The sequence below is a fragment of the Pseudooceanicola nanhaiensis genome (assembly GCF_020171315.1).
GTDB classification, from domain to species: Bacteria; Pseudomonadota; Alphaproteobacteria; order Rhodobacterales; family Rhodobacteraceae; genus Pseudooceanicola; species Pseudooceanicola nanhaiensis_A.
Genome location: NZ_JAIUZP010000017.1, coordinates 15,664 through 41,644, shown reverse-complemented (window position 1 = coordinate 41,644; position 25,981 = coordinate 15,664). Strand labels below are relative to the sequence as shown.

Sequence of the window (25,981 nt, the reverse complement as noted above, 5' to 3'; positions counted from 1 at the left end):
CGGGGACGCGGGTCATCGGCCCGCGTCCTCTTTTTCGTTTCTCCGGGGAACCCTGATGTCGCCTTCCTTTGCCCGCGCGCGCCGGAAAGAGATGTGGCTGGCCTACGCGCTGCTGCTGCCCTCTCTGATCTTCCTGGCCGCCTTCACCTACTGGCCGATCCTGCGGTCGATCTGGTTCAGCCTGCACGACGTGTTGCTGGGCGACCCGGATATCTACTGGCTGGGGGCCGAGAACTATCTGCGGCTTCTGGAGGACCGGCTGTTCTGGAAGGTGCTGGGCAATACGGCGTTCTACACGATGATCACCATTCCGCTGTCGATCGTCGTGGCACTGCTGCTGGCGGTGGCACTGGACAGCAAGCTGCGCGGGATGGCGATCTACCGGTCGGCCTTCTTCTACCCGGTGATGATCCCCTCGGTCGCGGCCGGCATGGTCTGGGTCTTCCTCTACGCGCCCGGCTATGGCCCGATCAACGAGGCGCTGACCGCCGTCGGCCTGCCGCGCCTCGACTGGCTCTATGACAGCACCTGGGCACTGCCCGCGATCATGATCATGGCGGTCTGGAAATACTCGGGCTACTTCATGCTGATCCTGCTGGCCGCGCTGAAGCTGGTGCCCTCGGACCTTTACGAGGCCGCGCGGCTGGATGGTGTCAGCGGCTGGCAGCGCCTGCTGCACATCACGATCCCGCTGGTCTCGCCCACGCTCTACTTCGTCATCATCATCGGCACGCTGCACAGCTACCAGATCTTCGACTACGTCTACGTAATGACGCAGGGCGGCCCCGCCGACAGTACCAACGTGCTGACCTTCTACATCTACCAGAACGGGTTCCAGTATCAGGACATCGGCTATGCCTCGGCGCTGGCCAACGTGCTGCTGGTCTTCGTTCTGGGCCTCATCGGGCTGGTTGCCATGACGCTGGGCCGCAAGGTCCACTACCTGGGAGAGCGCTGATGAGCGACGCCACCCATCCCGCCCCTGTCCCCGCCGTGTCGCGCCCTGCCCCGCGGCCCCGCTGGCGCAAGCTGGCGCGCCAGAACGCGCTGCACCTGCTGATGGCGCCGCTGGCGCTGCTCTGGCTCAGCCCGCTGATCTGGATCCTCGTCACCTCGCTCAAGACCAATACAGAGGTCTTCGATCAGGCGGCCGGTTTCCTGCCGGCCAGCCCCAAGTTCTCGAACTATCCCAGCACGCTGTCGGTGGCGCCTTTCGGCACCTACCTGATCAATTCGGTCATCGTGACCGCCACGATCCTGGCCTGCCAGCTGGTGACGATCACGCTGGCGGCCTATGCCTTTGCGCGACTGACGTTTCCCGGCAAGGGCCTGCTGTTCACGCTGTTCCTGCTGCAGGTGATGTTCCCGATCTACGCGATCTTCCTCACGAACTTCGTCACGCTGCGCGAGATGGGGCTGGTGAACACCATTCCCGCGATGATCGTGCCCTTCGTCGCCTCGGGATACGGCACCTTCATGCTGCGCCAGAGCTTCCGGCAGGTGCCCTCGGAATTGTCCGACGCCGCGCGGCTGGATGGCTGCGGGCATATGGCGATCCTCTGGCATGTCTACCTGCCGCTGGTGAAGCCGACGCTGATCGCCTTTGGCATCATCTCGGTCGTGACGCACTGGAACGATTACATGTGGCCGCTGCTGGTGACGAACTCCGAAGGCATCCGCACGCTGCCGATCGGGCTGGGGCTGCTGGCCAAGGCCGACAGCGGGGCCGACTGGCCGCGCCTGATGGCGGGCACCACCATCGTCGTGTCGCCGCTGCTGATCCTCTTCGTGATCTTCCAGCGCCGCTTCATCGACAGCTTCATGCATACCGGCGTCAAGTGACGCCACAGACCGGAGACGCGCAATGGCGACCGTCCAACTGAACAACGTCTGCAAGTCCTACGGCGATCGCCAGACCGTGCATGACATCAACCTGACCATCGAGGACCGCGAGTTCATGGTGATGGTCGGCCCCTCGGGCTGCGGCAAGTCCACCACCCTGCGCATGATCGCGGGGCTGGAGGAGATCACCTCGGGCCAGCTGCTGATCGACGGCAAGGACGTCACCGACGCCGAACCGCAGAAGCGCGACATCGCCATGGTGTTCCAGTCCTACGCGCTCTACCCGCATATGACGGCCTACCGGAACATGGCCTTCGGCCTGCTGAAGACGACCAAGCTGTCCAAGGCCGAGATCGACGCCCGCATCCGCGAAGCGGCCGAGATCCTCTCGATCACTGACCTGCTGGACCGCCGCCCCAAGGAGCTGTCGGGCGGCGAGCGTCAGCGCGTCGCCATCGGGCGGGCGCTGGTGCGCCAGCCCAAGGTCTTCCTCTTCGACGAGCCGCTGTCGAACCTTGACGCCAAGCTGCGCAACCGGATGCGCGGCGAGTTGAAACGCCTGCATTCCGAACTGGGCCTGACGGTGATCTATGTCACCCACGACCAGATCGAGGCGATGACGCTGGGCACCCGCGTTGCCATGATGTCCAAGGGCCATCTGCAACAGGTGGGCGCGCCGATGGACATCTACATGAAGCCGACGAACACCTTCGTCGCCACCTTCATCGGATCGCCGGAAATGGCGCTGATCCCCTGCCGCGCCGATGCGGGGCGTCTGGGGCATGGCGCCTTCACTCAGGACCTGTCGCTGTCCGCCTCGCTGCCGCGCGACGTGCTGATCGGGCTGCGCCCGGAAGAGGTGACGCTGTCGCCCACCGGCATGGCCCGCGCCCGCGTCGAGCGCTGCGAGCTGATCGGCGCCGAGGCGCTGGTCGAGGTATCGCTGGGCGCGGACCGGATGGTCGTGAAGAGCCCCGTGCTGGGGGCGCCCGCCGCGGGCGAGGAGGTGGGGCTTGATTTCGATCTGGACCGGATGCGAGTCTTTGATCGCGACACCGGGCGCGCGCTCCACATCGGCGCCTGACAGGGAGGGGACATGGCACGCAGTCACAGGCAGGAACAGATCCTCGCGCATCTCGGTGCGCGGGGAAAGGCCGCCATCAACTTCCTCGCCGAGGAGTTCGAGGTCTCGGACGAAACGATCCGGCGTGATCTCAAATCCCTCTCGGCCGAGGGGCTGGTGGAGAAATTCCACGGCGGCGTGCGCCTGTCCCTGCCCCGTACCGAACCCCCCTTCGAGCGTCGCCTGCACGAGAACGCGGCCGCCAAGGCCGCCATCGCGGCCCGTACCGCGGACCACATCCGCGAGGGCGCCACGCTGCTCCTCGACAATTCCACCACGGCCTGTTTCCTCGCACAGGAGCTGACCCGGCGCGAGCCGATGACGATCCTCACGATCTCGCTGGAGATCGCGCAGATCCTGAACGCGGGCGGCGGGCAGCACCGCGTGATCCTGCCGGGCGGCGAGCTGCGCAAGGCGGACCGGACGCTGACCGGCGCGGGCACCATCAGCTATCTTTCGGGCTTCACGCCCAGCTACTTCGTGATGTCCGTCGTCTCCGGGTCACCGCGCGGGGTGCAGGATTTCGACCTCTTCGAGGTGGAATTCAAGCGCGCCATGCTCGCACGGGCCGACGAGACCATCGTGATGATGGACAGCGGCAAGTTCTCCAAGTCCGGGCTGATCCATGTCTGCGACTGGTCCGAGGTCGACGTGCTGGTCACCGATGCAGCCCCGCCCGAGATCGCCGAACAGATCGACCACGGCCACCTACTGACCCCTGCAGCCGCGGCACAGGTGACCCCTTGAGCGGCGCAGGCTACGCCCGCGTCGTCGAGATTGTCGAGCAACTGCTCGCCGCGTCGCGCCCCGTTGCCCGGCAGCATTTCCGCACGCCGCTCGCCGTCACCCGCAAGGCCGATTGCAGCCCGGTGACCGAGGCAGACCGCGCCATCGAGCAGGCCATGAAGGCCGTGCTGCAGGCGGAGGTGCCCGGGCATGGCATCCTCGGCGAGGAATTCGGTCTGAGCGGCGCCGAGGCGCGCTACATCTGGGTGCTGGACCCGATCGACGGGACGAAGAGCTTCATCTCGGGCGTGCCGCTGTTCGGCACGCTGATCGCGCTACTTGAGGACGGTGTGCCGGTGCTGGGGGTCATCGACATGCCGATGCTGGGGGAAACCTGGATCGGTCAGCGGGACGGGGCGGGCCGGGTCTCCACCCGTTTCAACGGTGCGTCCTGCCACGCCGGGCGCTGCACAGAGCTGTCAGAAGCGATCCTGTTCGCAACCTCGCCCGACCAGTTCACCGCGCAGGAAACCCGCGTCTTCGAGACGCTCAGTGCGGCCTGTGCTGCGCGGCGCTTCGGCGGGGATTGCTACAGCTACGGGCTGCTGGCCTCGGGGCACATAGACCTGATCCTCGAAGCAGAGCTTCAGCCCTACGACTATCTCGCGCTGGTTCCGGTGGTCGAAGGCGCAGGCGGTGTCATCACCGACTGGCAGGGGCGGGCGCTGACCTTGCAGTCCAGCGGACAGGTCCTGGCCGCCGCAACGCCTGCGCTACATGCCGCAGCCCTTGCACGCCTGGCGGGGAAAGCGCGCGCGGCTCTGCCGTGATCTGAAGCGCCCGGCGTCTGCCCAAAAAACGGCCCCCCGGGGCCAGCCGCCTGCCCGTTCGGCGGGCAATTCCTTCTGCCCGTGTTCCCGACGCCGGGCGGGCTGCGCTAGGGTGCCTCGACCTTGTGCAGGGATGGACCCGAAATGAAGATCGCCGCCGCCGGATTTCAGCATGAAACCAACAGCTTTGCCGGCCGAAGGACGCCGCGGTCGGAGTTCGACCGCCCGGGCGGCTGGCCGGCCTTCTGCCGCGGGGAGGAGATGGGGCGCATCATGCGCGGGACCGGCACACCGATGGCGGGGGCCCTGCGGGTCGCGGACGCGGCGGGCGTCGAGGTGGTGCCGATCCTGTGGTGCATCGGCCTGCCGTCCGGGCCGGTCGAGGATGCGGCCTTCGACGACATCGCGTGCGACATTTGCCGCGGTTTCGAAGCGGCCCTCACGGCAGGCGCCGAGGCGCTCTACCTCGATCTCCATGGTGCCATGGCCGCCGTCAGCTGGCCTGATGCCGAGGGCGAACTGATCCGCCGACTGCGCAAGATCGCGCCCGCGCCCTTCCCGATCGTGGCCTCCTTCGACCTGCATGGCAACATCTCCGAGGCGATGGTGCGCGACCTGACGCTGCTGGACTGCTACCGCACCTATCCGCACACCGATCTCAAGGACACCGGCGCCCGCACGATGGAGCGGCTGATCGCGCATCTTGATGGGGCGCCCGCGCCGGTGCTGGCCTACCGCGCCGTGCCCTTCCTCGTGCCCGCGCCCGAGCAATGCACCTTCCTCGAGCCGACCAAGGGCCTACTGGCGGCGGCCGACGCGCTGATTGCCGCGACACCGGGGATCGAGGAGATCAGCCAGTTCTTTGGCTTCCCGCTGGCGGATGTGCCGGACTCCGGCCCCGCGATGATCGTGCAGGGCCAGGACCCGGCCGCGGTCGAGGCCGCGGCCGAGCATATGCTGAACCTCTGGTGCCGGGCCGAGAGCGCGTTCCACACCCGCCGTGTCCCCGCCGCCCAGGCGGTGGCCGAGGCGGTGGCCCTGGCCGCCGGTCCCGGCACGGGGCCTGTCGTGATCTCGGACACGCAGGACAATCCGGGCGGGGGCGGCTCCGGCGACACCACGGGGATGCTGCACGCGCTGCTGGCGGGCAAGGCCGTGGGTGCCGTCATGGTGCATATCGCGGATGAACCTGCCAGCCTCGCTGCCCATGCGGCCGGTCTGGGCGGCGTGGTCGATCTCGCCATCGGTGCGGGCCTGTCGCGGGAGTATGGCGATCCCGTGCCCGGCCCCTGGACGGTGGTGGCGCTGGGGGACGGGTCCTTCACCGGTGTCGGCCCGATGTACCGCGGCAACCCGATTGCCCTTGGGCCGGTCGCTCTGCTGGAACGGGACGGTGTCCGCGTCATCGTTGCGCCGCGCAAGATGCAGGCCTCGGAGCCCGGGCTGCTGATGCATCTGGGGCTGGTGCCCGAAGAGCAGGCGATCCTCGTGCTGAAAAGCTCGGTCCATTTCCGGGGGGCGTATCAGGACATGGCGCGGGCCATCGTCATGGGCGTGGCACCCGGCTGCGTCGTGTCTGATCTGACGCTGCTGGACTACAAGCTGGCCCTGCGCAAACCGGCCGGAAGCACCGCCTGACGGACCCGCGTAACGGCGACAGGCGCCTTACCTGATGCGCGAGCCCGAGGGGGCAAAGGATGCGGGCGCAGGCGAAAGAGCCTTGCGCCCGCGGGACGATCTCAGGTCTTGGTGACAAAGAGCTGACGCGGGAAGTTCGTCAGCCGTTCGGCCCCGTCCTTGCGCACCACGATGGTCTCGGACATGCCGAAGCCCTTTGCCAGAACGTAGCTGTGGAACACCATGCCCTCGGCAAAGCTCCACTCTGCGCCGGGATGCGCTTCCATCGGTTCGCCGCCATTGGGCTGCAGCAGGAGACCGACCGAGTAGAAGGTCTTGTTCGTGTAGGTCTCGCGCAGGCCGGCCGAGAGGATGCCGTCCCGGTAGATGCTGTCGGGCACGGTGGCCGCGACGCCGGGGGCAACGGCGGCAAGCGCCGCGTCCTGAATCGCGATCAGCTGCTCGGCGAGGCGGTGGTCAGCGTCGCTTGCCTCTGCCACGCGGATCGGGCGCATGAAGCGGGCGTGGTAGTGGTGGTTGTTCGGCGTTACCTCCAGCTGCACGATATCGCCGCGCTGCATCACCCGGTCGGAGTAGCCACCGTGCAGGTGATAGGCCCGCTCCCCCGAGGAGAGCACGCCCGGCCCGGGCAGGTCGGAGCCTTCGCGGATCATGGCGGCACAGATCGCGGCGGCCATTTCGCGTTCGGTCACGCCGGTGCCGGCGGTGTCGATCCCGGCCTGCATCCCGGCCTCAGCCGCGTGGGCGGCGCGGCGCTGATAGGCGATCTCGGCCTCGGACTTGATCAGCTTCATCGTCGGCACGAGGGCCGACTCGTTCACGAACTCGGCCGAGGGCATTGCGGCGCGGATCGCCTCCCAGCGGCTGGCGTTCAGCACCCAGGCGTCCATCTCGACCCCGATCCGGGCCGTGGCGCCGATCCGGCTGCGGATCGCCTCGACCGCGACGGCGGTGCGGTCATCGCTGTCGGTCCAGAGGACGCGGTCGGGGAAGACGCAGGTGCTGTCGAGGTAGTATTCCTCCACATCGCGGGCGAAAAGCGTGGGCTGCCCTTCGGCGGGGATGATGGCGAACTGGAAGGTGCCGTAGGCGCGGGTGAAATAGCCGGTCAGCCATGTCACCGTTTCGGGCAGGAAGGCGAGGAGGGCGTCCTGCCCCTTTTCCTTCAGCGCGGCCTGCACGCGGGCAAGGCGCGCGTGGTATTCGGCGGGTTCGAACCAGTAATTCGTCTCGACCATGTCTCAGCCCCGTTCCACCAGTTCGACGAACCGCGTGATCATTGTCTTGGCCTCGGCCGCATCATGGGCGGAGGCGATGAAATCGTCGACGTCGCCGCCGTCCTGCACCATGCGGGCGCGGTTGCCCTCGAACCACTCGGGCGCCTGCGCCTGCGTGACTTCGGGGTGGCCCTGGATGCCCCAGGCGGGGGCGGTGCGGTGGCGCCAGACCTGGTTCGGGCAGAGATCGGAACTGGCGAGGATCACCATGTCCTCATGCCCGTGCCGGACCTCGTCGTTGTGCCAGACGAACATGTTCACGGTCTCGCGCCAGTCGGCGGCCAGCGGATCGTCCTTGGCCGCGGGATGCACGGTCAGGTCCTTGTAGCCGACCTCGCAGAAATCGCGGCGGAAGACCTGGTCCTTGCCGCAGAGCGCCGAGGCGAGGATCTGGCTGCCGAAGCAGATACCAAGCTGCGGGATGTCCTTCTCGGCGGCATCGCGGATCAGGTCGTGTTCGCGATCGATCCAGTCGATCTCCTCGTAGGCGCCGTGCGGGCTGCCGGAGAGGAAGATGCCGTCATAGCCGTCGAGCGCGGCGGGAAATTCGCCGTTGTAGGCCCAGTAGCGATCCACGGCGAGGCCCCAGCTCTCGAAGCGGTCGTCGAGCTTCGCCACGGATTGCAGCGAGCGTCCATTGCCCAGGTAAAGCAGGCGTTTCTTGGCCATGTCGGGTCCTCTCGATTCAGGCGTCAAATTCGGTATACCAAGGGAATTCCGGTCGGCAACCGAAACCGGTCGCGGGGCCCCTGCCACGCTGGGGCAAGGGCGGCGTTGCTTGATTTTCGATCAGGGACGGGTGCGCGCCGTCAGGCGGACCAGCTTTCGCAGAGCCCGGCGATCACCTGCGCTGCGGCGGCGAAGTCTGCGATCTCCATCGCCTCATGCGGATTGTGCGAGCCGTTGCGGTTGCGGATGAAAACCATCGCCGTGGGCACGCCCTGCGCGGCAAAGACCGCGGCATCGTGCCCGGCGCCGCAGGCCATGACCTTGGCGGGAATGCCCTTGGCCTCGGCAATGGTTTCCAGCCGAGTGATGACGGCCTCATCCATCCGGGCGGGCGTGCTGCCGGTTTCGGCGCCCAGCTCAAAGCGCACGCCCTGCCGCTGTTCGATGCCCTGCACGATGCGCTTCAGCTCACCCCGCATCAGGTCCAGCGTTTCGGGCTCGGCGCTGCGGGTGTCGAGGGCGAAATCGGTGCGTCCGGCGACCTTGGAAAAGGCAGCCTCGCCCGCGACGGTGGCGTTCTGCCCGAAGGTGACGGCCAGATCGCGGCCCTCGGCCTCCAGCCGCTGCCAGGCCTCGTCCATGGCGACGATCAGCTGGCTGGTCGCCAGCACCGCATCCTGCCGCACGCGCTTCGGGGTGGCGCCGGAATGGGCATATTCCCCCCGGCAGGAGGCATGGCGATGGCGGAAGCTGCCGCGAATCCCTGTCACGATGCCGATGGGCAGGTCTTCGGCCACGAGGACCGGGCCCTGTTCGATATGCGGCTCAAGGAAGAGACCGATGCGCTTGGCGTCCAGATGAGGCGTGCCCGCCTTGAGCGTCTGACTGTCGCCGCCCGCCGCGTCGATCGCAACGCCCAGTGCGATGCCGTCCCCGGCGCGACGCACCTCGTCCAGCTCCTTGCCCGTCAGCTTGCCGAAGGCCGCGCGGCTGCCGATATAGGACGCGCCGAACCACGTGCTTTCCTCGGCCCGGACCGCCATGATGACCAGATCCACCGGGGGTTTGCGACCCGCCGCGTGGAAGCCCGCCGCCACGGCAAGGCCAGCCAGCACGCCAGCTGCCCCGTCAAAGTTTCCGCCCGACGGCACCGAATCGAGGTGCGAGCCGATCATGATTGCGGGGCCGTCGCCCGCGCCCTCCATGGTCAGGTAGAGATTGCAGGCCGCGTCCATCTCGGCCCGCATGCCGAGCTTCAGCGCCTCGCGCCGCACCATGTCATGGGCGATCTGCTCCCCCAGCCCGTAGGACACCCGGTTGATGCCGTTCGTTCCGCCGGTGCGGGCGCGCAACTCGTCAAAGAGCCGCGCGGCGAGGGCGATGTCCGGTACGATGGCCGTCTGGGTCGGGGAAAGCTGCGCCGGTGCGGCAGTCACTGTCATGCTTTGCTCAATCTCTTGATAATACTGTCTCGGACGCCCTGAAGATGGGCGCTCATCTCGACCGCCGCCGCCTCGCCGTCGCCACGCGCGATGGCGTCGAGGATGTCACCGTGTTCGCGGCAGGTGTCCGTCAGCCGTTCGGGGACGGCGCGCAGGTCGAACATCTGGGTCTGGCGCCGCAGCGTGCGGATCAGCTGGCCCAGCTGAGGGTTCCCCGCCGCGTCGGCGATCCCGCCGTGCAGCCGCTCGTCGATCCCGCGCACGAGGGACCGGTCCGCGCGGCCGTCCACTTCGGAGGCCAGAACCTGTTCCAGATCCGCGCGCAGCGCCGCGATCTCTTCCGCCGCCATATTGCCCGCCGCCATGCGCGCGGTCGCGGGCTCCAACAGCATCCGGATCTGGAGCGTGTCCATGAAGTCTTCGATCCGCATCTGCTTGACCTGCAGCGCCCGGCCGTAGCGGATCAGCAGCCCCTCGCCTTCCAGCATGAGGAGCGCATCGCGCACGGGCGTCCGCGACATGTCCAGCACCTCGGCCATGCGACGCTCGTTGATGACGTCGCCGGGTTTCAACTCGCCGCTCTGAATCAGTTCGAGCAGCCGGTCATAGGCCTGCAGGGCGAGTCGTTTGTCGGGCGTGGTCAGCATCAGGCGGTCTCCGATTGTGCGCGCGTTGCAGCCTTCTGCCCGAAATGCCCCATATCGGGCAAGTTGCGCGATCTCGGTCTTCGAAATGTATTCCGTCGGTTGACCACTGGTATACCGAGCGCATAACGTCAGTGCAAAGACTTTCCGAGGTGAAGGCCAAAGCGCCTGAAGGAGCCTGCCCCGTGTCCGTGACGCCCCAATCCATGCTGCCCTTCCCCAAGACAGACCTGCTTGCCCGGCAAGACAGGCTGCGCGCCAAGCTGCGCGAGCGGGGGGCAGATGCGATGCTCGTCTTCAGTCAGGAGAGCCTGTTCTGGCTCACCGGCTATGATTCGGGCGGCTTTGTCTTTTTCCAGTGCGCGGTTGTGACGGCCGATGACCGGCCCATCACCCTGCTGACCCGGCGGCCCGACCTGCTGCAGGCCAAGATGACCTCGACCATCGAGGACATCCGCATCTGGCAGGACGCGGACGACGCCAATCCCGCCGCCGACCTGAAGGACATTCTGGGCGAGCTGGGGCTGCAGGGCGGCCGCGTGCTGATCGAGCTCAACACCCACGGGCTGACGGGCTGGAACCTCTGGCGCTGCCAGCAGACCTTCGGCGACTGGTGCCGGCTGGAACATGACGAACAGATGCTGCGCTTCCTGAGGCTGGTGAAGAGCCCCGCCGAGATCGAGATCATGCGCACCGCGGGTCAGATCTGCGACCGCGCCCTCGATGCGGTGATCGAAACGGCGCGCCCCGGCCTGCTCGACAGCGACCTGAAGGCGGCCTACCTCGCCTCGATCCTCGGCGACGGGGCGGACATGCCGCCGAACGCGCCGCTCTTCAACTCGGGCGAACGCGCGGTCTTTGGCCGGGGCGTCACCAAGCCCCGCAAGCTGGAGGCGCAGGACCAGATCCTCGTCGAGTACCCGGTGGCCTACCGCCACTACAACGTGAAGACCGAGTGGACGATCCTCTTCGGCCAAGTCCCTGACAAGCAGCGCCACATGTACGACGTGGGCCGCGAGGTGCTGACCAAGATGACCGACCTCGCCCGCCCCGGCACCACGCTGGGCGAGATTTTCGATGCCTATGCCAATGGCCTCGATGCCGCGGGCTATGGCCGCGCGCGCTATGGCGCCACGGGCTATTCGGTGGGCATCTCCTATGCGCCCACCTCGATGGACGTGCCGCCGATGATCTACCCGGGCGCCGCCATGCGCTGCGAGCCGGGCATGACCCTCTTCTACCACGTGATGAACGGCGACGGGGACACCGGCCTCGCCATGGGCGTCGGGCACACTCTGCTCGTCACCGAGGGCGCGCCGGAGGTCCTGACCGGCCTGCCGGACGACCTCACCGTCATCACGTGATCCCGAAGACCCCTCTCTAACAACAAAAGCGCCCGCGAGGGCACACCAGCACGGAGACCACCATGAGCCACTTCACCCTCTCCCGCCGTCACGTCCTGATGGGACTCGCGGCCAGCACCGCCCTGCCCGGCATGAGCTTTGCCCAAGGGGCCACGCCCGTCTCGGGCGGCACGCTGAAGATCAGCCACTCGACCCGGATTGCCACGCTGAACGTCCTCAGCCTGTCGGGCCCGGCGGAATACCCCTGCATCGACATGCTCTATTCCGGCCTGACCCGCACGGGTCTGGACAACCAGCCGCACCCCGATCTCGCCACCGAGTGGAGCGCGAACGACGACGCAACCGAATTCACGTTCATCCTGCGCGAAGGCGTCACCTTCCACGACGGCACGCCCTTCACCGCCGATGACGTGGTCGCCACCTACGAGGCGATCCTGAACCCCGACATCCCCTCGGCCGCCCGTTCGGTCCTGAAGATGGTCGAGAAAGTCGAGGCCGTGGATGACCTGACGGTTAAATTCACCCTCAGCGCACCCTTCGCCGACCTGCCCTACTCCACCGCCCATGCAAACGCCCGCATCGTCTCGCGCGCGGCGCTCGATGGCGACCTGACCAAGCTGGACACCACCGCGAACGGCACCGGCCCGTTCAAGCTGGAAACCTATGACAGCGCCCGCATGGTCCGCCTCGTGAAAAACGAGAACTACTACAAGCCCGGCCAGCCCTATCTGGACGCGGTGGAGATGATGCTCTTCCCCGACCTCGCCGCCGAAACCGCCAACTTCCTGTCCGGCGCGACCGACGTGATGCTGACCGTGCAGCAGGCAGATTTCCAGCGCATCTCGGACAGCGCGGGTGTCGATGCGCAGCAGGTCGGCTCGGGCCGCTATGTCTGCGTCGTCATGCGTCAGGATCAGGAACCGTGGAACGACGTCCGCGTCCGCAAGGCCTTCGGCATGGCCGTGGACCGCGAACTGCTCGTCGATGTCATCCTCGAAGGCCTCGGCCGTCCGGCCTACGACTCGATCGTCGCGCCCGAGCTGGAATATGCCACCGACAAGCCCGTGATCCCCTATGATCCCGAGGCCGCCCGCGCCCTGCTGGCCGAGGCCGGCTACCCCGATGGCCTGAAGGTGACCCTCGTCGCCTCCGACCGTCCGGCGATCCGCGCCCAGACCGCGATCGCGATCCAGCAGACCGCCGGCGCCGCGGGCTTTGACGTCGAGATCAAGACGATGCCGCACGACACCTACCTCGCCGAGGAATGGATGAAGGGCGATTTCTACATCGGCTACTGGGGCATGCAGCCCACCATCGACGCGACCTACAACCTGCTGCTGACCTCGGACGCCTCCTATCAGGACACCGAGTGGAAGAACGCAGAGTTCGACGCGCTGGTCGCCGAGGGCCGTTCGACCGTCGATCCCGAGAAGCGGGCCGAGATCTATGCCAAGGCGCAGGCGCTGGAACTGGACGAAAGCCCCTACATCGTTCCCTTCTACGAAGACGTGCTGACCGCCTCGCGGGAGACCACCGTCGATTGGCACATCGCGCCGATCTCGCGGTTCTTCTTCATCGAGGATGTCTGGATGAACAAGGCCTGAGGAAACACCAGTGAGTCTCGCCTACTTCCTCAGACGACTCGGCGCAGTGCTGGCGGTGCTTTGCATCGTCAGTGTTGCCGTCTTCGCCATTACCACCATCCTGCCGGGCAACGCCGCGCTGATGATCCTCGGAGAGAACGCCTCTGCCGAGAACCTCGCCGCGATGGAACGCCAGCTCGGGCTCGACCAGCCGGTTCTCGTGCAATACCTGCACTGGGTCGGCGGTGTCCTGCACGGCGATTTCGGCACCTCCCTGAGGCTGCAATTGCCAGTCGCCCAGATCGTGGGCGAGGCTTTCTGGAACTCCATGGCCCTTGCGGCGATCGCCCTTGTGGGCGTCACCGTCATCGCGATCCCGCTTGGCACCTTCGCGGCGCTGAAGCGGGGCACGATCTGGGATCTTGGCATCGGCCTGATCTCCTACGTCGGCACTGCGCTGCCTGAATTCGTGACCGCCACGCTGCTGCTGGTCTTCTTCGCCGATCCGGTACGCCAACTGCTGCCCGCGGGCGGATTCGTCGCCCCGGCGGAGGATTTCGGTGGCTTCATCAAACATGCCATCCTGCCCTCGGCAACGCTGGGGCTGATCCTGATGGCGCATATCTCGCGGCAGGTCCGTTCCGAGCTGTCCGAGGTGCTGACCTCCGACTACGTCCGCGCCGCGCGCCTCAAGGGCGTGCCCGAGGGCCGCGTCATCCGCCGCCACGCGCTGCCGAACTCGCTGGCCCCGGCCGTCGCGGTGATCTCTCTCGACATCGGCTACCTGCTGGGCGGCATCATCGTGGTGGAGGAGATTTTTGCTTGGCCCGGCCTCGGCCGGCTGCTGATCTACGCGCTGCAAAACCGCGACCTGCCCGTCATTCAGGCCGTCACCCTTCTGCTGGCGGTGGTCTATGCCATCACCAACCTGATTGCGGACCTGATCATCGCCAAGCTCGATCCGCGGGTGCGCTATGCGTAAGATTTTGAAGTCTCCCACCGGGATCATCGGGGTGATCCTGCTGACCATCGTCCTGTTCGCCACCGTCTTTGGCCCGTGGATCGCGCCCTATGACCCGCAGGCCTTCGACGCCCGCGCCCGTCTTCAGGGACCCTCCATGGCGCATTGGCTGGGCACCGACCAATATGGCCGTGACCTTCTCTCGCGCATCCTCAGCGGCGCGCCCTCCACCGTGGCCTTCGGCCTCGGCGCCACGATCCTCGGTGTCGGCGTCGGTTCCGTCATCGGGGTTATCGCCGGTGTCGCGGGCGGGCGCACCGACAGCATCATCATGCGCATCCTCGATGGCATGCTGGCCATGCCCGAGCTGCTCTTCACCCTGCTGATCGTCACCTTCTTGGGCGGCGGCACCACGCAGGCGATGCTGGCCGTGGCCGTCACCTTCACCCCCGGCATGGCCCGGATCGCCCGCAGCGCCGTCCTGTCCGTCCGGACCCGCGAATACGTCCTCGCCGCCCAGGCCCGTGGCGAAAGCCGCGCCTGGATCGTGGGCCGCGAGGTGCTGCCAAACGCCCTCGGCCCGATCATCGTCGAGGCGACGATCCGCGTCAGCTTTGCCATCATGATCGGCGCGACGCTCGGCTTCCTCGGCCTCGGCGCGCAGCCGCCTTCGACCGAATGGGGCCTGATGGTCGCCGAGGCGCGGCAGTTCATGTTCCGCAACCCCTGGTGCGTGGCCGTGCCGGGCCTCGCCATCGCGATCACCGCGCTGGGGTTCAACCTGTTCGGCGACGCCCTGCGTGACGCCTTCGATCCGAAGAGGGGCCACTGATGGGCAGCCGTATCCGCACCGACCGGGGCAAACCGCAGTCCGAGGCCCCCGTCCTTGACGTGCGCCACTACTCGATGGCCTATGACACCGAGGCCGGGACCACCACCGCGCTCGACGACGTGTCGCTGATGATCTGGCGGGGCGAGACCCACGCCCTCGTCGGCGAAAGCGGCTCGGGCAAGTCGACGCTCGCCTGGGCCATCACCCGCTACATGGCCGAAAACGCCCGCGACACCGGCGGGGCGATCCTGCTGTCGGGCGAGGACATGATCGGCAAGGGCCGGGCCGAGCTGGAGGCCCTGCGCGGCCGCCGCATCGCCATGGTTTATCAGGACCCCTCGTCGTCGCTGAACCCGACCATGCGGCTGGGGGAACAGCTGACCGAGGTGCTGATCCGGCACCGCGGCATGACCAAGACCGAAGCCTGGGTCGAGGGCGAGGCCGCCCTGGCTCGCACCGGCATCGTCAAGCCCGCCGAGATGATGATGCGCTATCCGCACGAATGCTCGGGCGGGGAAAAGCAGCGCGTCGTGATCGCCACGGCATTCGCCTGCAATCCCGAACTGATCATCTTTGACGAGCCGACCACCGCGCTCGACATCCTGACGGCGAACCAGATCCTCGACCTCTTCATCCGCCTGCGGGAAGAGACCGGGGTGGCCGCGCTCTACATCACTCACGATCTGGGGCTGGTGGCGCGGATCGCCTCGAAGGTGTCGGTCATCCACAAGGGCAAGATCGTCGAACAGGGCGATCTGGAAACCGTCTTCGGCGCGCCGGAACATCCCTACACGCGCAAGCTGCTGGCCGCCCTGCCCCGTCCCGAGGACCGGCTGGCCCTGCCCGCCCCCACCGAGGACACGCCGCTCTTCGAGGCGCGCGACGTGGGCGTGCAATACAACGCCCCCGGCTGGCTGACCCGCCTGCTGGACAAGAGTGCCGCCGCCCACTGGGGGGCGCGCAACATCACGCTGGACGTCCGTCCGGGCGAGTTGCTGGGCATCGTGGGCGAAAGCGGATCGGGCAAGTCGACCATCGCCAAGGCGGCAACCGGGCTGAACCCCTTCGAGGGCGAAATCCGCTTCGTCGGGCGCAGCTTCGCCTCCCGCGACGCCTTCGACCGCAAGTATCGCCGCGATGTGCAGATCATCTTCCAGCACCCGGATTCGAGCCTGAATCCGCGTGAAACCATCGGCGGCATCCTCTCGCGCCCGCTGAAACTCTACAAGCTCTGCCCCGCGGGCGAGGTGCGCCAACGGGTGCGCGAACTGCTGGAGATGGTGCTGCTGCCGGCGGACTATGCCAGCCGCTATCCGCACCAGCTGTCCGGTGGAGAGAAGCAGCGCGTGGCGATTGCCCGCGCCTTTGCCGCCGAACCCCGGCTGGTGATCTGCGACGAGATCACCGCCGCGCTTGACGTTTCGGTGCAGGCGGCGGTCGCGCGCCTGCTGGTGGACCTGCAAAAGCGGTCCGGAGCGGCCTGCATCTTCATCACCCATGACCTGAACCTGATCCGCCAGCTGGCCCACCGCATCGTCGTCTTCCAGCGCGGCGCGCTGGTGGATGCCTTCGACGTGGCCGACGCCGGATCGCCCGAGCGGCACCCATACACGCAGGCGCTGCTGAACGCGGTGCCGGTACCGCACCGTCCCGAAGACCAGCCGGACCTGATGGAGCCCCAAGCATGACTGCCCCCCAGATCGACCCCAAGGCGCTTGCCGACAGCATCGACGCCCCCGCCTGCCTGTCGCGCCTCGCCGACATGGTCCAGCACAAGAGCTACTCGGAAACCCCGGGCGAGCGCGTGCTGGCCGAGCGAATGGTCGCGGTGATGCAGGAGATCGGCCTCGACGAGGCCTACCTGATGCCGGTCGAGGGCGAGCGCGTGAACGCCATCGGCATCTGGCGCGGGACAGGCGGCGGCAAGAGCCTGTTGTTCAACGGCCACCTCGACACCAACCCCGTCACCGAGGGCTGGACGGTCGATCCCTGGGAAGGGAAGATCGACGAGGAATTCATCTACGGCATCGGCGTGTCGAACATGAAGGCGGGCGATGCGGCATACCTCTCGGCCGTCGAAACGCTGATCCGCAACGGCGTGCGCCTCAAGGGCGACGTGATCCTGACCTTCGTCATCGGCGAGCTTCAGGGCGGCGTCGGCACGCTGGCCGCCGTGAACGCGGGGCTGCGCGCGGATTACTTCATCAACTCCGAGCCTTCGGACCTTCAGGCCGTGACGATGCATGCCGCCGCCTTCACCTTCGTGATCGAGCTGGAGGGCGTCACCCGTCACCTCTCGAAACGCGAAGCGGCGGTGGATGCGATCCTCGCGGCCTGCACCCTGATCCCCGAACTGACGGAGATGACCTTCTCCGACGCGCCGAGCGAGGAACACCGCTCGATCAACCGCGTCCACGTCGGCGTGATGCACGGGGCGCTTGGCCGCGACCTGCATGAATGGCGCCCTCCGCAGGTGGCCGATTTCGTGCGGCTCAAGGGCTCGGGCCGCTACGGACCGGGCCAGACGGAGGCGAATGCCCTCGCCGACATCCAGCGCGTGCTGGACGGGCTGGTGGCGCGGATGCCGGGCCTCAAGGCCACCGTGCGTTCCGAGGCCAAGGAAGGGCGCCCGATCATGCCCGCCTTCGAGGTCGCCCGCGACAGCCGCATCGTCACCGCGATCAACGCGGCCTACGAGGCGGTGCGCGGCGTGCCCCAACCCACCGGGGCGATCACGCCCCCGGGCTATTTCGGCACCGATGCAGGCCACCTCTATGAACATGGCGGCATGGAGGGGATCGTCTGCGGGCCGGGCGGCAAGTTCAACACCATGCCCGACGAGCGGGTCGAGATCACCGATTACCTCGACTGCATCCGCATCTACCTGATGACCCTCTGCGATATCTGTGAGCTGGCATGACCGACCTCGCCCTCGAATACACCGGCCAGAGCGCCAATGGCGCCGTCTCGCTGCGCTTTCCCGAAGCAGAGTACCGCGCCCGCATCGCCCGCACCCGTGCCCTGATGGCTGCGCGCGGCATCGACGCGCTGCTGGTCTTTGCGCAGGAAAGCCACTTCTACCTCACCGGGTTCGATACGGCGGGGTATGTCTTCTTTCAGGTCGGCATACTGACCGCCGCCGATGGCCCCCTCACCCTGCTGACCCGCACGCCCGACAAGCGTCAGGCCGAGGTCAATTCGCTCTATGATGATGTGCGCATCTGGCTCAATGCCGAGGATGCGAACCCCGCCATCGACCTGCGCAACCTCATGGACGAGATGGGCCTGCGCGGGGCCAAGGTGGGCGTGGAATTCGCCACCTACGGCCTGACCGCCGCCAATGGCCGCTCGGTCGAGGCGGCGATGGCAGGCTTCTGCACGCTGGAGGATGCCTCCGATATCGTGCGCGGGCAGCGTCTGGTGAAATCGCCGATGGAGCTCGACTATACGCGCGCCGCCGGGCGCCTTGCGGATACCGCGACCATGGCCGCGATCGAGGCCGCCCGCCCGGGCGCCTTTGACTCCGCCCTCTCCGGCGCCGCCGTCACGGCGATGCTTGGCGCGGGGGCCGACATGCCCTCGGGCGGGCCGCTGGTGAACGTGGGTCCCCGCGCGCTTTTCGGGCGCGGCATTGGCGGGCCCCGGCGGATCGAGGAGGACGATCAGGTCCTCATCGAGCTGGCGGGCTCTGCCTGCCGCTACCACGTGGTGATCGAACACACCGTCTCGGTCGGCAAGACCGACCCGCGGCAGGTCAGCCAGATGGGCGTCGCCATCGAGGCGCTGGAACGGATCAAGGAGGCCGCCGTGCCCGGTGAACGGCTGGGCACTTTGGACGACATCCACCGCAGCGTGCTGGACGGCGCGGGCTTTGCCAAGGCGCGCTATGCCGCCTGCGGCTATGCGCTCGGCTGTACCTTCAAGCCGACATGGATGGACGTGCCGCCGATGATCTACACCGGCAACCCGCTGGTGCTGACCCCGGGCATGGTGTTCTTCGTCCACATCATGATCCCCGACACCGAAACCGGCCTCGTCGCCGGCGTCGGCCAGACCTTTGCCATCGGAGAGGAGGGCCGCGGCGTCGAGACGTTCAGCGACCTGCCGCTCCAGCTCTGGACCGTCTGACCGAGGGATTGCCCTCCGGGTCGCGCAGCCGAATATCGGATGCGCGGCCCCTACCCTCCCTCAAGCACGTCCATCGCCGTTTCGAGCCGCTGCGTCGTCGGCGCGGCCCCGGCGTGGATCTTCGCCATGTGCACCTCGATCCGCCACATGTGGTAGGAAACCCGTTGCAGCCATCGCATGGCGTCGAGCCGGAGTGCGAGAAGCTCGGCCGGGGGATGGCTCTGCGCCACACCGGCGAGGAGGCTGGTCCTGTAGCGCTCGCGATAGACGCGGATCCGGCGCCGCGCCTTGTTGAGACGCGGCTCCATCGCCACCGGATCGCCCGTCGACAGCACCTGTTGCGCCAACCCACCCAGAATTCGGCCATAGCGGTGCAGGCGCCTGTCTCCGGGCAGCGCCGCGATCCGGGCCTCTTCAGTCAGCCGCACATAGAGCCGCCGGGCATGGTCCGATGCATGGAGCAGCGAAGCGAGGCGCTGTGCCTCGGCAGTATCCGCGCCCATGGGCGGGATCTGGTCGACGAAGCGATGAAGCTCGGACAGGGCGAGGTCGATCTCCTTCAGTTCCTCCCGCCTCACGCGCGGCGTTTCTCCTTCGCAGAGACAGCCTGACAGCAGGCCGAATTGCGCCGCCACGATGGCGTCCAGCGTCCCCACCGCGGCCTCCACGGCCAAATGGGTATCGCGCAGCAATTCCTTGCCCAAGCGCCGCGTCAGGCCCAGCCCCCTGTCCCGCACAAGGACCGTCACGAGACGGGCAAAGGCCCCGGTGAAGGGCAGGATCAGCACGACCCCGAGGATATTGAACCCGGAGTGGAAGGCGACGAGGGCGATCTGGCTGTCGAGGTTCAGCCCCTCCGGCCCGACGATTCGCTGGAACGGGCCAAGAAGCGCAAAGGCCATGACGCCGGTCAGCGAGTTGTAGATCACATGGGACAGCCCCGTGCGCCGCGCGGCCGTTGACCCGCCCAGCGTGGCAAGCGCCGCCGTGCCCGTGGTGCCCACATCCATGCCGATCACGAGGGCCATGCCCTGAGGCAGGCTGATCACCCCGGCCCCGATCAGGGCGAGCGCCGTCGCCACCCCGGCGCTGGAGGACTGCGTGACCAGCGTAATGGCCGCGCCGATGCCGACGAGTTGCAGCCGCCCGATCAGGTCATCTGCCGGAAAGTCCGAGGGCGTCAGCACACCTTCAAGGCCGGATAGGCTCGTCTTCAGCACCTCGATGCCGAGAAAGATCAGGGAGAAGCCCGCGAGCATCGTGCCCGCCTGTGCCAGCCGCCCGTTCCCGAAGAGATGCGCCATGGCCCCGACGAAGACCAGCGGCAGCGTCACCTCGCCGAGGTCGAGCTTGAACCCGAGGATCGCGGCGATCCAGCCGGTCATGGTGGTCCCGATGTTGGCCCCGAAGATGACCCCGAGCGCCTGAGGAAAGGTGAGAAGCCCTGCCCCGACGAACCCCACGGCCATCACCGTCGTGGCACTGGAGGACTGGATCAGCGCCGTCACCACGGCCCCGGTCGCGGCCCCGCTCACCGGCGTGTTGGTGAAGTGCGCGAGGGCCACGCGCATCCGCCGCCCGGCCAAGGCCTGTAGGCCATCGGTCAGCCAAATCATGCCGAAGAGAAACAGGCCGATCCCGCCCAGGGCGTTGAGAGTCGTCGTGACCATGGCCCGAGTATTCGCCCGCCCCGGGCCGCTGGCAAGCGGACGCTGGCAGGTCGGGTCAGATTGATCCGGCGCGCAGCCCGCCCCTGCGGGCAGGCGCGGGCTGCCTCGCGGATCCGCCATCGGTGGCGGGTCTCAGGTCGGGTAACGCAGAAGAGGCCCGCAACTGTCGGAGCTGTCCCCGAACCAGAATCGCACGCGGGTAGCAAGGGGGACAGCGTGGCGGACAATCCGGCGAAAGAGCGTTACCATGACCCTCAGGTCACCCGTCGCCATACCGCCCCTGCCCTGCGAGACCGGCCTCAGCATGTGTCTCTAATTCAGGCAAAACCACCGTATTTCAAAGGCTTCCGCGCAGGGCCTGTCGCAGAGAATGAAGCCGGAAATCCTTTGTTAGAGCCTGTATTGGAGATGGTCCTTCAAGCATAGACACGAATATACTTGAGATCTCATCACGTGCCCGTCATACCTAGTAACGCGAAAACCATACTAACGCCGACCAACGCGTTTCCTGAGCGGCCTGAGCAGCCTCCTCGTCAAAGTAACGCAGAAAGAAGCGGCAAGCGACAGGCGGAATTCCATGCACCCGGTGCTGCACGACAAGCTGAAGGCCGATGCAGAGCGTCTCTCCGAGGCGCTCGAACACATGTCGAAACTCTTCCTTGCCCCCAAGGAGGAAAAGACCCTGCGCAGCTTCAGCACCTCCGAGGTGGCGGAACTGCTGCGTGTGTCCGACGGCTACCTGCGCAAGGCCCATTTCGATGGCAAGCTGCCGGAGGTCTTCCAGGGGCCGGGCAACAAGCGGCTCTATACCGGCGATGACATCCTGAACATCCGCCAGATCCTGTCCCAGACGGCGAAGGACCCTTACCAGTTCCTTCCCGGGCGCAAGCCGGGCGACAAACTGCAGATCTGGTCGACGGTGAACTTCAAGGGCGGGTCGAGCAAGACGACGACGACGGTCACGCTGGGGATGCGGCTGGCGCTGCGGGGCTACCGCGTGCTGCTGATCGACGCGGATCCGCAGGCCTCGCTGACGACCTTCTTCGGCTACCAGCCCGAGATTGATTTCCGCGAGGGCGGCACGCTCTATGACGCGATCCGCTACAACGAGGGTGACACCACCCGCGTGCCCCTGATCGACGTGCTCAAGTCGACCTATTTTCCCAATCTCGATCTCGTACCGGGGGGCATCATGCTGTCCGAGTTCGAGACAGAGACCCCCACAGCCCTCAGCCGGGGCGAGCAGCCGGTGTTCTTCAACCGGATCCGGGAGCCCCTGCGACAAGTCGAGGACGATTACGATATCGTCCTGATTGACTGCCCGCCGCAGCTTGGCTACCTGACGATGTCTGCGGTCTGCGCCTCGACCTCGCTCCTGATGACGATCATCCCCGAGCGGGTCGACCTCGCCTCGGCCAGCCAGTTCCTGACCATGGCGTCGGGCATCCTCGAGGTGCTCCATTCCAATGGCGCTGTCGGGACCTACGACAATTTCGCCTATCTGCTGACCCGCTTCGACACCGCGATCAGCACGCAGCAGGATCTGTCCGAGTGGATACGCGAGTTGCTGGGCGACAGCGTGATCCCGACCCCCTTCGTAAAATCCTCGGCCGTCAGCGAGGCCGGTCTGGCCCAGAAGACGATCTTCGAGGTGGAATTGAGCGGGTCGAAGAACCGCAAGACCTACGATCGGGCGCTCGAGTCCGTCATCGGGTTTTCCAACGACATCGAGAAGATGATCCAGGCCGCATGGAACCGCGGAGCCAGCCATGAAGCGTGATTTGCTGTCCAAGAGCCTGTCGCAGATGGGCACCCGCAAGACCGAGGACGGACCGTCCGGCCCGGCGAAGGCGCCCGAGACGGCGCCGCGGTCTCTCAAGAGCATGTCGGACGTTCTTTCGCAGGTCTCCGCGCAGGCCGCGCAAGAAATCGACCCGGCCGAGATCGCGGACAGCGAGATCGCCGACCGGTTCGACGTGACGGTGGGGCTTGAGGACCTGATGGAGTCGATCCGGACCTCTGGCCAGCAACTCCCTGCCCTGCTGCGGTACCGCCGCGGATCGGGACCGCGGTACGAGGTGGTCTATGGCCGCCGCCGGATCGCGGCCTGCCGCGCACTGGGCCTCAAGGTGAAGGCCTACGTCAAGGAGATGGACCAGCGCGAGGCCCTCGTCTCGCAGGCGCTGGAGAACTCGGCCCGGCTGGAACGCAGCTTCATCGAACAGGCGATCTTTGCCACGCGGCTCGAGGACCAGGGGTTCACCCGGGCCGAGATCGGCGAGGTCCTCGCGGTGGACAAGGGCACGCTGAGCAAGCTCGTGGGCGTCGCCCGCGATGTGCCCGACGCCGTGATCTACCGCATCGGGGCCGCCCATGACGCAGGCCGGAGGCCGTGGCTGGAGCTGCGCCGTCTGGTGAAGCTGGAGGGCGCGCCGGACGGTGCTGCCCTGTGCGACCTCGTGCCCGAGGCGGGTGAGCCGGCGGAGAAGCTGTCGAAGCTGATCACGGCGCTGCAGGCCGGTGAGCGGCGCCCGGCCCCCTCCCCTGCCCCGCTGGCCGCGACGGCCCCCGGTCCGGTCACCAGCAAGGCCCGCGGCCGCCGCATGACCATCGAGGTCGCGGCAGAGGCGGAGCGAGAGTTCATTGGCTTTGTGGAAGCGCGGCTTCAGGCCCTGTACGACGAATGGAAGTCGTCACAGAGATAGATCGCGTAACGCATTGAAAAGGCTTGGTTGGCCACGGCCAACCCGGTCAAAAACAGAGGCAAGACAGAGCAACCAGGAGGCAGATACAGGCAAAAAGAAACCCCCCGAAGGCGGTTAAGCACTCCAGAGGGTCCCGATTTACTAGCACTATCTTGGTACCCCCAAAGCTTGGATCCTGCAACACCATTTCGGTGAACGGCGACGCTTTGCCTGCTGAAATCACATGGAAGAGATCAGAGGTTCGGCCATCTCGGCCGAGGCACAGTCGCACTGTGCTCACCCGCAGGGCGCTGCCTTCGCGGGGCTTGGAACGATTGCGCAGCAACCCTACTTCAAGGCCGTCCGGCGACGTGACCTGATGGCCGCGGTCAATACGCTGGCCCGAGACCTGGGCCTCCGCGCCTCGGGTGTCATGGTGCTGGATGCGCTGCTCAGCTGCCTGCCCTGCAAGGAGCCCAAGACGGGGGCCGAGCTGCCGATCACGCCGCTCACCCTGCTGACGGTCTACGCGGCCAACGAGACGCTGTGCTTCCGCGCCAAGGGCATCACCGAGCGCCAGCTGCGCCGTCACCTGGAACGCTTCGAGGAGATCGGCCTGCTGGCCCGGCGCGACAGCGCGAATGGCAAGCGGTTCCCGGTCCAGCGCGGCGGCAAGACCATCGGCGCCTTCGGGCTGGATCTGTCCCCCCTCCTCGCCCGGTCGGAAGAGCTTCTGGCCCGCGCAGAGTCCCGCCGCCGCGAAGCAGAGGAACTGAAGGGCCTGAAGGCCTGCATTCACAAGCTGCGCGCGCGGTGCCTTGCGCTGGACCTCGATCAGGCCACGGCGGCCTTCGTTGAGGGGCTGCGCAACAGCCTGCGCCGCGTCGGCCTGACCCGGCAGGAAGCGATCCGGATGATGGATGACCTGGCCGCGCTTCTGGACCCCGTGGAGACGCCACCCGCCGAGCAAGCAATGCAGGACGCGGTCGAGCCTCAGAGTGCCGTCAAGACAGCTAAGATGACCGCCACGGACGGACGAAATGACCGGCACAAAGAACCAGAAAATTCAGATCCTGAAAAAAGGGGCGATGTCACCGCAGTCGATGTCTGGCCCGATCTGCCGACACTTTCGATGTTTTACCCGGAACCGCCGAAAACGCCACAGGCTCTCAGGACCATCCTGCACGACTTCGCAGCCATGCTGAGAATAGGGCAAGGCACCCTCATCGCCGCTCTTCGCTCTCACGGGCTTTTTGCGACGCTTCGGTCGCTCGATCAGCTTGCATCGAAGGCACACGAGATCGAACGGCCGGACGGATATCTTCAGGCCATGCTGCGGGGCGAAAGAAGTGAGCGAGTTGGCCATGGCCAACTGTGCTGAAAGCCGGTCGAAGACCATGGTTCAGGTAACGTCGTCGGTCGGGGCAGAGTCTTGTTGGCCATGGCCAACTTCCTGAAGCCCTCATGTCGGGGACTACCACCGCAACGCTCTTACCAGTTCAGGAAGTAGCGCGTCGAACGCCCGCCTTCCGGCGCCCGGGTGATGATCCCGCGCCGCTCCAACTCCGCCAGATCGCGCGTCGCTGTGGCGGGTGAGACGCGGGCGATCTTGCCGTAGGGACCAGCAGAAAGCCCAAGGGCGATCCGCTCCTCGCCTTCCTGAAAGAGACGCCGCACCACCGCCAGCGCCCGATCCGGCAAATCCGTTTGGGCCGCAAAGAACGCATTGCGACGCACCAGAAACCGCGCCTCGCGCTCGGCCTCCGTCACGCCAGCGTCGAGCCTTTCCAGCAGCCAGACCACGAAGGGCGTCGCATCGATGATCGCGCCCGAGACCTGCCGCCCGGCCTGCAGCGCCGCGTAATAGCCGCGCTTGTCGGCTTCGATCTGCCGGGACAGGGAGAAGGGCAGGGCGCCTTCGCGGGCAAAGACATGCTCCATGATCGCCCGGCCGATCCGGCCGTTGCCGTCAGAGAAGGGGTGGATCGATTCAAACCACAGATGCGCGATGGCCGCGCGCAGGGGCAGGGGGTGGCGATCCGTCTCAAGCCAGTCGAAGAATTGGGACATCTCGTCAGCCACGCGCTCGGGCGGGGGCGCGGTGTAGAGCACATCCTCGCGCCGGCCACTGGGGCCGCGTACGATTTCCATGGGGAAGCTGCGCCATTGGCCGCGGTCCTCGACCTCGATCCCGTGAAACAGCAGGTCATGCCAGTGATGCAGGATAGCGGCCGTCAGCGGGGGATCACCGGCGCGGGCCTCCAGCATCAGCTCTGCAATCGCGTCGCTGCGTCGCTGGGGCAGGGCCTGCCGATGGGCGAGCGAGGCCACGACGGAGGCCTCGATCTCGGCCGAGGACAGGGGGGCCCCTTCAATCGCGAAACTGGCGAGCGCCTCGCCGGTGACAGCGCGCAAGAAGATCTCTGCGCGGTCGTCGGGGGCAAGGCCCGCATGCAGCCCGTCAATCGCGCCAAGCCGCCCCATGACGCGGGCCAGGGGGGCCTCGGTCGCGGCCGGGTCGTGTCGGAAGTGGGGCCAGGCGGAGGTGTTCCAGATCTGCATGAGGGG

At 66.9% G+C, this 25,981-nt stretch carries 22 protein-coding genes; 16 read left to right on the top strand and 6 right to left on the bottom strand.

Annotation, left to right across the window (positions count from 1 at the left end; translation table 11 throughout):
• Positions 1 to 55: 55 nt before the first annotated feature.
• From LCM32_RS20955 to LCM32_RS20930, 6 genes are all read left to right on the top strand, one after another.
• On the top strand, positions 56 to 958 hold the full coding sequence (locus LCM32_RS20955; RefSeq protein ID WP_224823034.1) for a carbohydrate ABC transporter permease: 903 nt from the start codon (positions 56 to 58) through the stop codon (positions 956 to 958).
• Positions 958 to 1,842 (top strand): carbohydrate ABC transporter permease, encoded by an 885-nt coding sequence (locus tag LCM32_RS20950; RefSeq protein WP_224823033.1) that lies wholly within the window; start codon positions 958 to 960, stop codon positions 1,840 to 1,842. Before LCM32_RS20955 ends, LCM32_RS20950 begins: the two co-directional genes overlap by 1 nt.
• Before the next feature lie 22 nt (positions 1,843 to 1,864).
• Positions 1,865 to 2,926, top strand: coding sequence for an ABC transporter ATP-binding protein (locus LCM32_RS20945; RefSeq protein ID WP_224823032.1), 1,062 nt, complete (start codon positions 1,865 to 1,867; stop codon positions 2,924 to 2,926).
• A 12-nt stretch (positions 2,927 to 2,938) separates the two neighbouring features.
• The gene (locus LCM32_RS20940) at positions 2,939 to 3,712 is read left to right on the top strand and encodes a DeoR/GlpR family DNA-binding transcription regulator (protein ID WP_224823031.1); all 774 of its coding nucleotides are present in this window, start codon (positions 2,939 to 2,941) and stop codon (positions 3,710 to 3,712) included.
• On the top strand, positions 3,709 to 4,521 hold the full coding sequence (hisN, locus tag LCM32_RS20935) for a histidinol-phosphatase (protein ID WP_224823030.1): 813 nt from the start codon (positions 3,709 to 3,711) through the stop codon (positions 4,519 to 4,521). Before LCM32_RS20940 ends, hisN begins: the two co-directional genes overlap by 4 nt.
• A gap of 144 nt (positions 4,522 to 4,665) precedes the next feature.
• On the top strand, positions 4,666 to 6,159 hold the full coding sequence (locus tag LCM32_RS20930; RefSeq protein ID WP_224823029.1) for a M81 family metallopeptidase: 1,494 nt from the start codon (positions 4,666 to 4,668) through the stop codon (positions 6,157 to 6,159).
• 101 nt (positions 6,160 to 6,260) lie between these two features.
• On the opposite strand, the gene LCM32_RS20925 is transcribed toward LCM32_RS20930, so the two are convergent.
• The 4 genes from LCM32_RS20925 to LCM32_RS20910 all read right to left on the bottom strand — a co-directional run bounded on the left by LCM32_RS20925 (position 6,261) and on the right by LCM32_RS20910 (position 10,194).
• A complete protein-coding gene (locus tag LCM32_RS20925; RefSeq protein WP_224823028.1) occupies positions 6,261 to 7,397 on the bottom strand; it encodes a M24 family metallopeptidase in 1,137 nt (378 codons plus the stop codon).
• Positions 7,398 to 7,400: 3 nt separating this feature from the next.
• Entirely contained in the window at positions 7,401 to 8,105 is a 705-nt protein-coding gene (locus tag LCM32_RS20920) for a type 1 glutamine amidotransferase (protein WP_224823027.1), read from the bottom strand.
• A gap of 140 nt (positions 8,106 to 8,245) precedes the next feature.
• Complete coding sequence (locus LCM32_RS20915) at positions 8,246 to 9,547, bottom strand: Zn-dependent hydrolase (protein ID WP_224823026.1); 1,302 nt, start codon at positions 9,545 to 9,547, stop codon at positions 8,246 to 8,248.
• Positions 9,544 to 10,194 carry a GntR family transcriptional regulator gene (locus LCM32_RS20910; protein WP_224823025.1) on the bottom strand — a complete coding sequence of 217 codons (651 nt, stop codon included), beginning with the start codon at positions 10,192 to 10,194 and terminating at the stop codon, positions 9,544 to 9,546. Before LCM32_RS20910 ends, LCM32_RS20915 begins: the two co-directional genes overlap by 4 nt.
• Before the next feature lie 182 nt (positions 10,195 to 10,376).
• Here LCM32_RS20910 and LCM32_RS20905 point away from each other — a divergent pair, with 182 nt between their 5' ends.
• From LCM32_RS20905 to LCM32_RS20875, 7 genes are all read left to right on the top strand, one after another.
• Positions 10,377 to 11,555, top strand: a complete 1,179-nt coding sequence (locus LCM32_RS20905; RefSeq protein ID WP_224823024.1) for a M24 family metallopeptidase — start codon at positions 10,377 to 10,379, stop codon at positions 11,553 to 11,555.
• Between the two features lie 62 nt (positions 11,556 to 11,617).
• A complete protein-coding gene (locus LCM32_RS20900; protein ID WP_224823023.1) occupies positions 11,618 to 13,159 on the top strand; it encodes an ABC transporter substrate-binding protein in 1,542 nt (513 codons plus the stop codon).
• Between the two features lie 10 nt (positions 13,160 to 13,169).
• Positions 13,170 to 14,120 (top strand): ABC transporter permease, encoded by a 951-nt coding sequence (locus tag LCM32_RS20895; RefSeq protein WP_224823022.1) that lies wholly within the window; start codon positions 13,170 to 13,172, stop codon positions 14,118 to 14,120.
• On the top strand, positions 14,113 to 14,931 hold the full coding sequence (locus tag LCM32_RS20890) for an ABC transporter permease (RefSeq protein ID WP_224823021.1): 819 nt from the start codon (positions 14,113 to 14,115) through the stop codon (positions 14,929 to 14,931). Before LCM32_RS20895 ends, LCM32_RS20890 begins: the two co-directional genes overlap by 8 nt.
• A complete protein-coding gene (locus LCM32_RS20885; RefSeq protein WP_224823020.1) occupies positions 14,931 to 16,619 on the top strand; it encodes a dipeptide ABC transporter ATP-binding protein in 1,689 nt (562 codons plus the stop codon). The genes LCM32_RS20890 and LCM32_RS20885 overlap by 1 nt, the downstream gene beginning before the upstream one ends.
• A complete protein-coding gene (locus LCM32_RS20880; RefSeq protein ID WP_224823019.1) occupies positions 16,616 to 17,851 on the top strand; it encodes a M20 family metallopeptidase in 1,236 nt (411 codons plus the stop codon). Before LCM32_RS20885 ends, LCM32_RS20880 begins: the two co-directional genes overlap by 4 nt.
• On the top strand, positions 17,848 to 19,059 hold the full coding sequence (locus LCM32_RS20875; RefSeq protein WP_224823018.1) for a M24 family metallopeptidase: 1,212 nt from the start codon (positions 17,848 to 17,850) through the stop codon (positions 19,057 to 19,059). The genes LCM32_RS20880 and LCM32_RS20875 overlap by 4 nt, the downstream gene beginning before the upstream one ends.
• Before the next feature lie 50 nt (positions 19,060 to 19,109).
• Here the strand turns inward: LCM32_RS20875 and LCM32_RS20870 are convergent, their stop codons facing one another.
• A complete protein-coding gene (locus tag LCM32_RS20870; protein ID WP_224823017.1) occupies positions 19,110 to 20,729 on the bottom strand; it encodes a Na/Pi cotransporter family protein in 1,620 nt (539 codons plus the stop codon).
• A gap of 577 nt (positions 20,730 to 21,306) precedes the next feature.
• Here LCM32_RS20870 and repA point away from each other — a divergent pair.
• The 3 genes from repA to LCM32_RS20855 all read left to right on the top strand — a co-directional run bounded on the left by repA (position 21,307) and on the right by LCM32_RS20855 (position 24,794).
• A complete protein-coding gene (repA, locus tag LCM32_RS20865; RefSeq protein WP_224823016.1) occupies positions 21,307 to 22,509 on the top strand; it encodes a plasmid partitioning protein RepA in 1,203 nt (400 codons plus the stop codon).
• On the top strand, positions 22,499 to 23,434 hold the full coding sequence (repB, locus tag LCM32_RS20860) for a plasmid partitioning protein RepB (protein WP_224823015.1): 936 nt from the start codon (positions 22,499 to 22,501) through the stop codon (positions 23,432 to 23,434). Before repA ends, repB begins: the two co-directional genes overlap by 11 nt.
• A gap of 223 nt (positions 23,435 to 23,657) precedes the next feature.
• A complete protein-coding gene (locus LCM32_RS20855) occupies positions 23,658 to 24,794 on the top strand; it encodes a helix-turn-helix domain-containing protein (protein ID WP_224823014.1) in 1,137 nt (378 codons plus the stop codon).
• A gap of 110 nt (positions 24,795 to 24,904) precedes the next feature.
• Here LCM32_RS20855 and LCM32_RS20850 read toward each other — a convergent pair whose 3' ends face one another.
• A complete protein-coding gene (locus LCM32_RS20850) occupies positions 24,905 to 25,975 on the bottom strand; it encodes a Fic family protein (RefSeq protein WP_224823013.1) in 1,071 nt (356 codons plus the stop codon).
• Positions 25,976 to 25,981: the final 6 nt, after the last annotated feature.

Coding starts and splice junctions, on each gene's coding strand:
- LCM32_RS20945 (WP_224823032.1), top strand. CDS start 1,865: ATGGCGACCGTCCAACTGAACAACGTCTGCAAGTCCTACGGCGATCGC.
- repA (WP_224823016.1), top strand. CDS start 21,307: ATGCACCCGGTGCTGCACGACAAGCTGAAGGCCGATGCAGAGCGTCTC.
- LCM32_RS20900 (WP_224823023.1), top strand. CDS start 11,618: ATGAGCCACTTCACCCTCTCCCGCCGTCACGTCCTGATGGGACTCGCG.
- LCM32_RS20955 (WP_224823034.1), top strand. CDS start 56: ATGTCGCCTTCCTTTGCCCGCGCGCGCCGGAAAGAGATGTGGCTGGCC.
- LCM32_RS20940 (WP_224823031.1), top strand. CDS start 2,939: ATGGCACGCAGTCACAGGCAGGAACAGATCCTCGCGCATCTCGGTGCG.
- LCM32_RS20950 (WP_224823033.1), top strand. CDS start 958: ATGAGCGACGCCACCCATCCCGCCCCTGTCCCCGCCGTGTCGCGCCCT.
- LCM32_RS20930 (WP_224823029.1), top strand. CDS start 4,666: ATGAAGATCGCCGCCGCCGGATTTCAGCATGAAACCAACAGCTTTGCC.
- LCM32_RS20910 (WP_224823025.1), bottom strand. CDS start 10,194: ATGCTGACCACGCCCGACAAACGACTCGCCCTGCAGGCCTATGACCGG.
- repB (WP_224823015.1), top strand. CDS start 22,499: ATGAAGCGTGATTTGCTGTCCAAGAGCCTGTCGCAGATGGGCACCCGC.
- LCM32_RS20925 (WP_224823028.1), bottom strand. CDS start 7,397: ATGGTCGAGACGAATTACTGGTTCGAACCCGCCGAATACCACGCGCGC.
- LCM32_RS20850 (WP_224823013.1), bottom strand. CDS start 25,975: ATGCAGATCTGGAACACCTCCGCCTGGCCCCACTTCCGACACGACCCG.
- LCM32_RS20870 (WP_224823017.1), bottom strand. CDS start 20,729: ATGGTCACGACGACTCTCAACGCCCTGGGCGGGATCGGCCTGTTTCTC.
- LCM32_RS20920 (WP_224823027.1), bottom strand. CDS start 8,105: ATGGCCAAGAAACGCCTGCTTTACCTGGGCAATGGACGCTCGCTGCAA.
- LCM32_RS20875 (WP_224823018.1), top strand. CDS start 17,848: ATGACCGACCTCGCCCTCGAATACACCGGCCAGAGCGCCAATGGCGCC.
- LCM32_RS20885 (WP_224823020.1), top strand. CDS start 14,931: ATGGGCAGCCGTATCCGCACCGACCGGGGCAAACCGCAGTCCGAGGCC.
- LCM32_RS20855 (WP_224823014.1), top strand. CDS start 23,658: ATGGAAGAGATCAGAGGTTCGGCCATCTCGGCCGAGGCACAGTCGCAC.
- LCM32_RS20880 (WP_224823019.1), top strand. CDS start 16,616: ATGACTGCCCCCCAGATCGACCCCAAGGCGCTTGCCGACAGCATCGAC.
- LCM32_RS20915 (WP_224823026.1), bottom strand. CDS start 9,547: ATGACAGTGACTGCCGCACCGGCGCAGCTTTCCCCGACCCAGACGGCC.
- LCM32_RS20890 (WP_224823021.1), top strand. CDS start 14,113: ATGCGTAAGATTTTGAAGTCTCCCACCGGGATCATCGGGGTGATCCTG.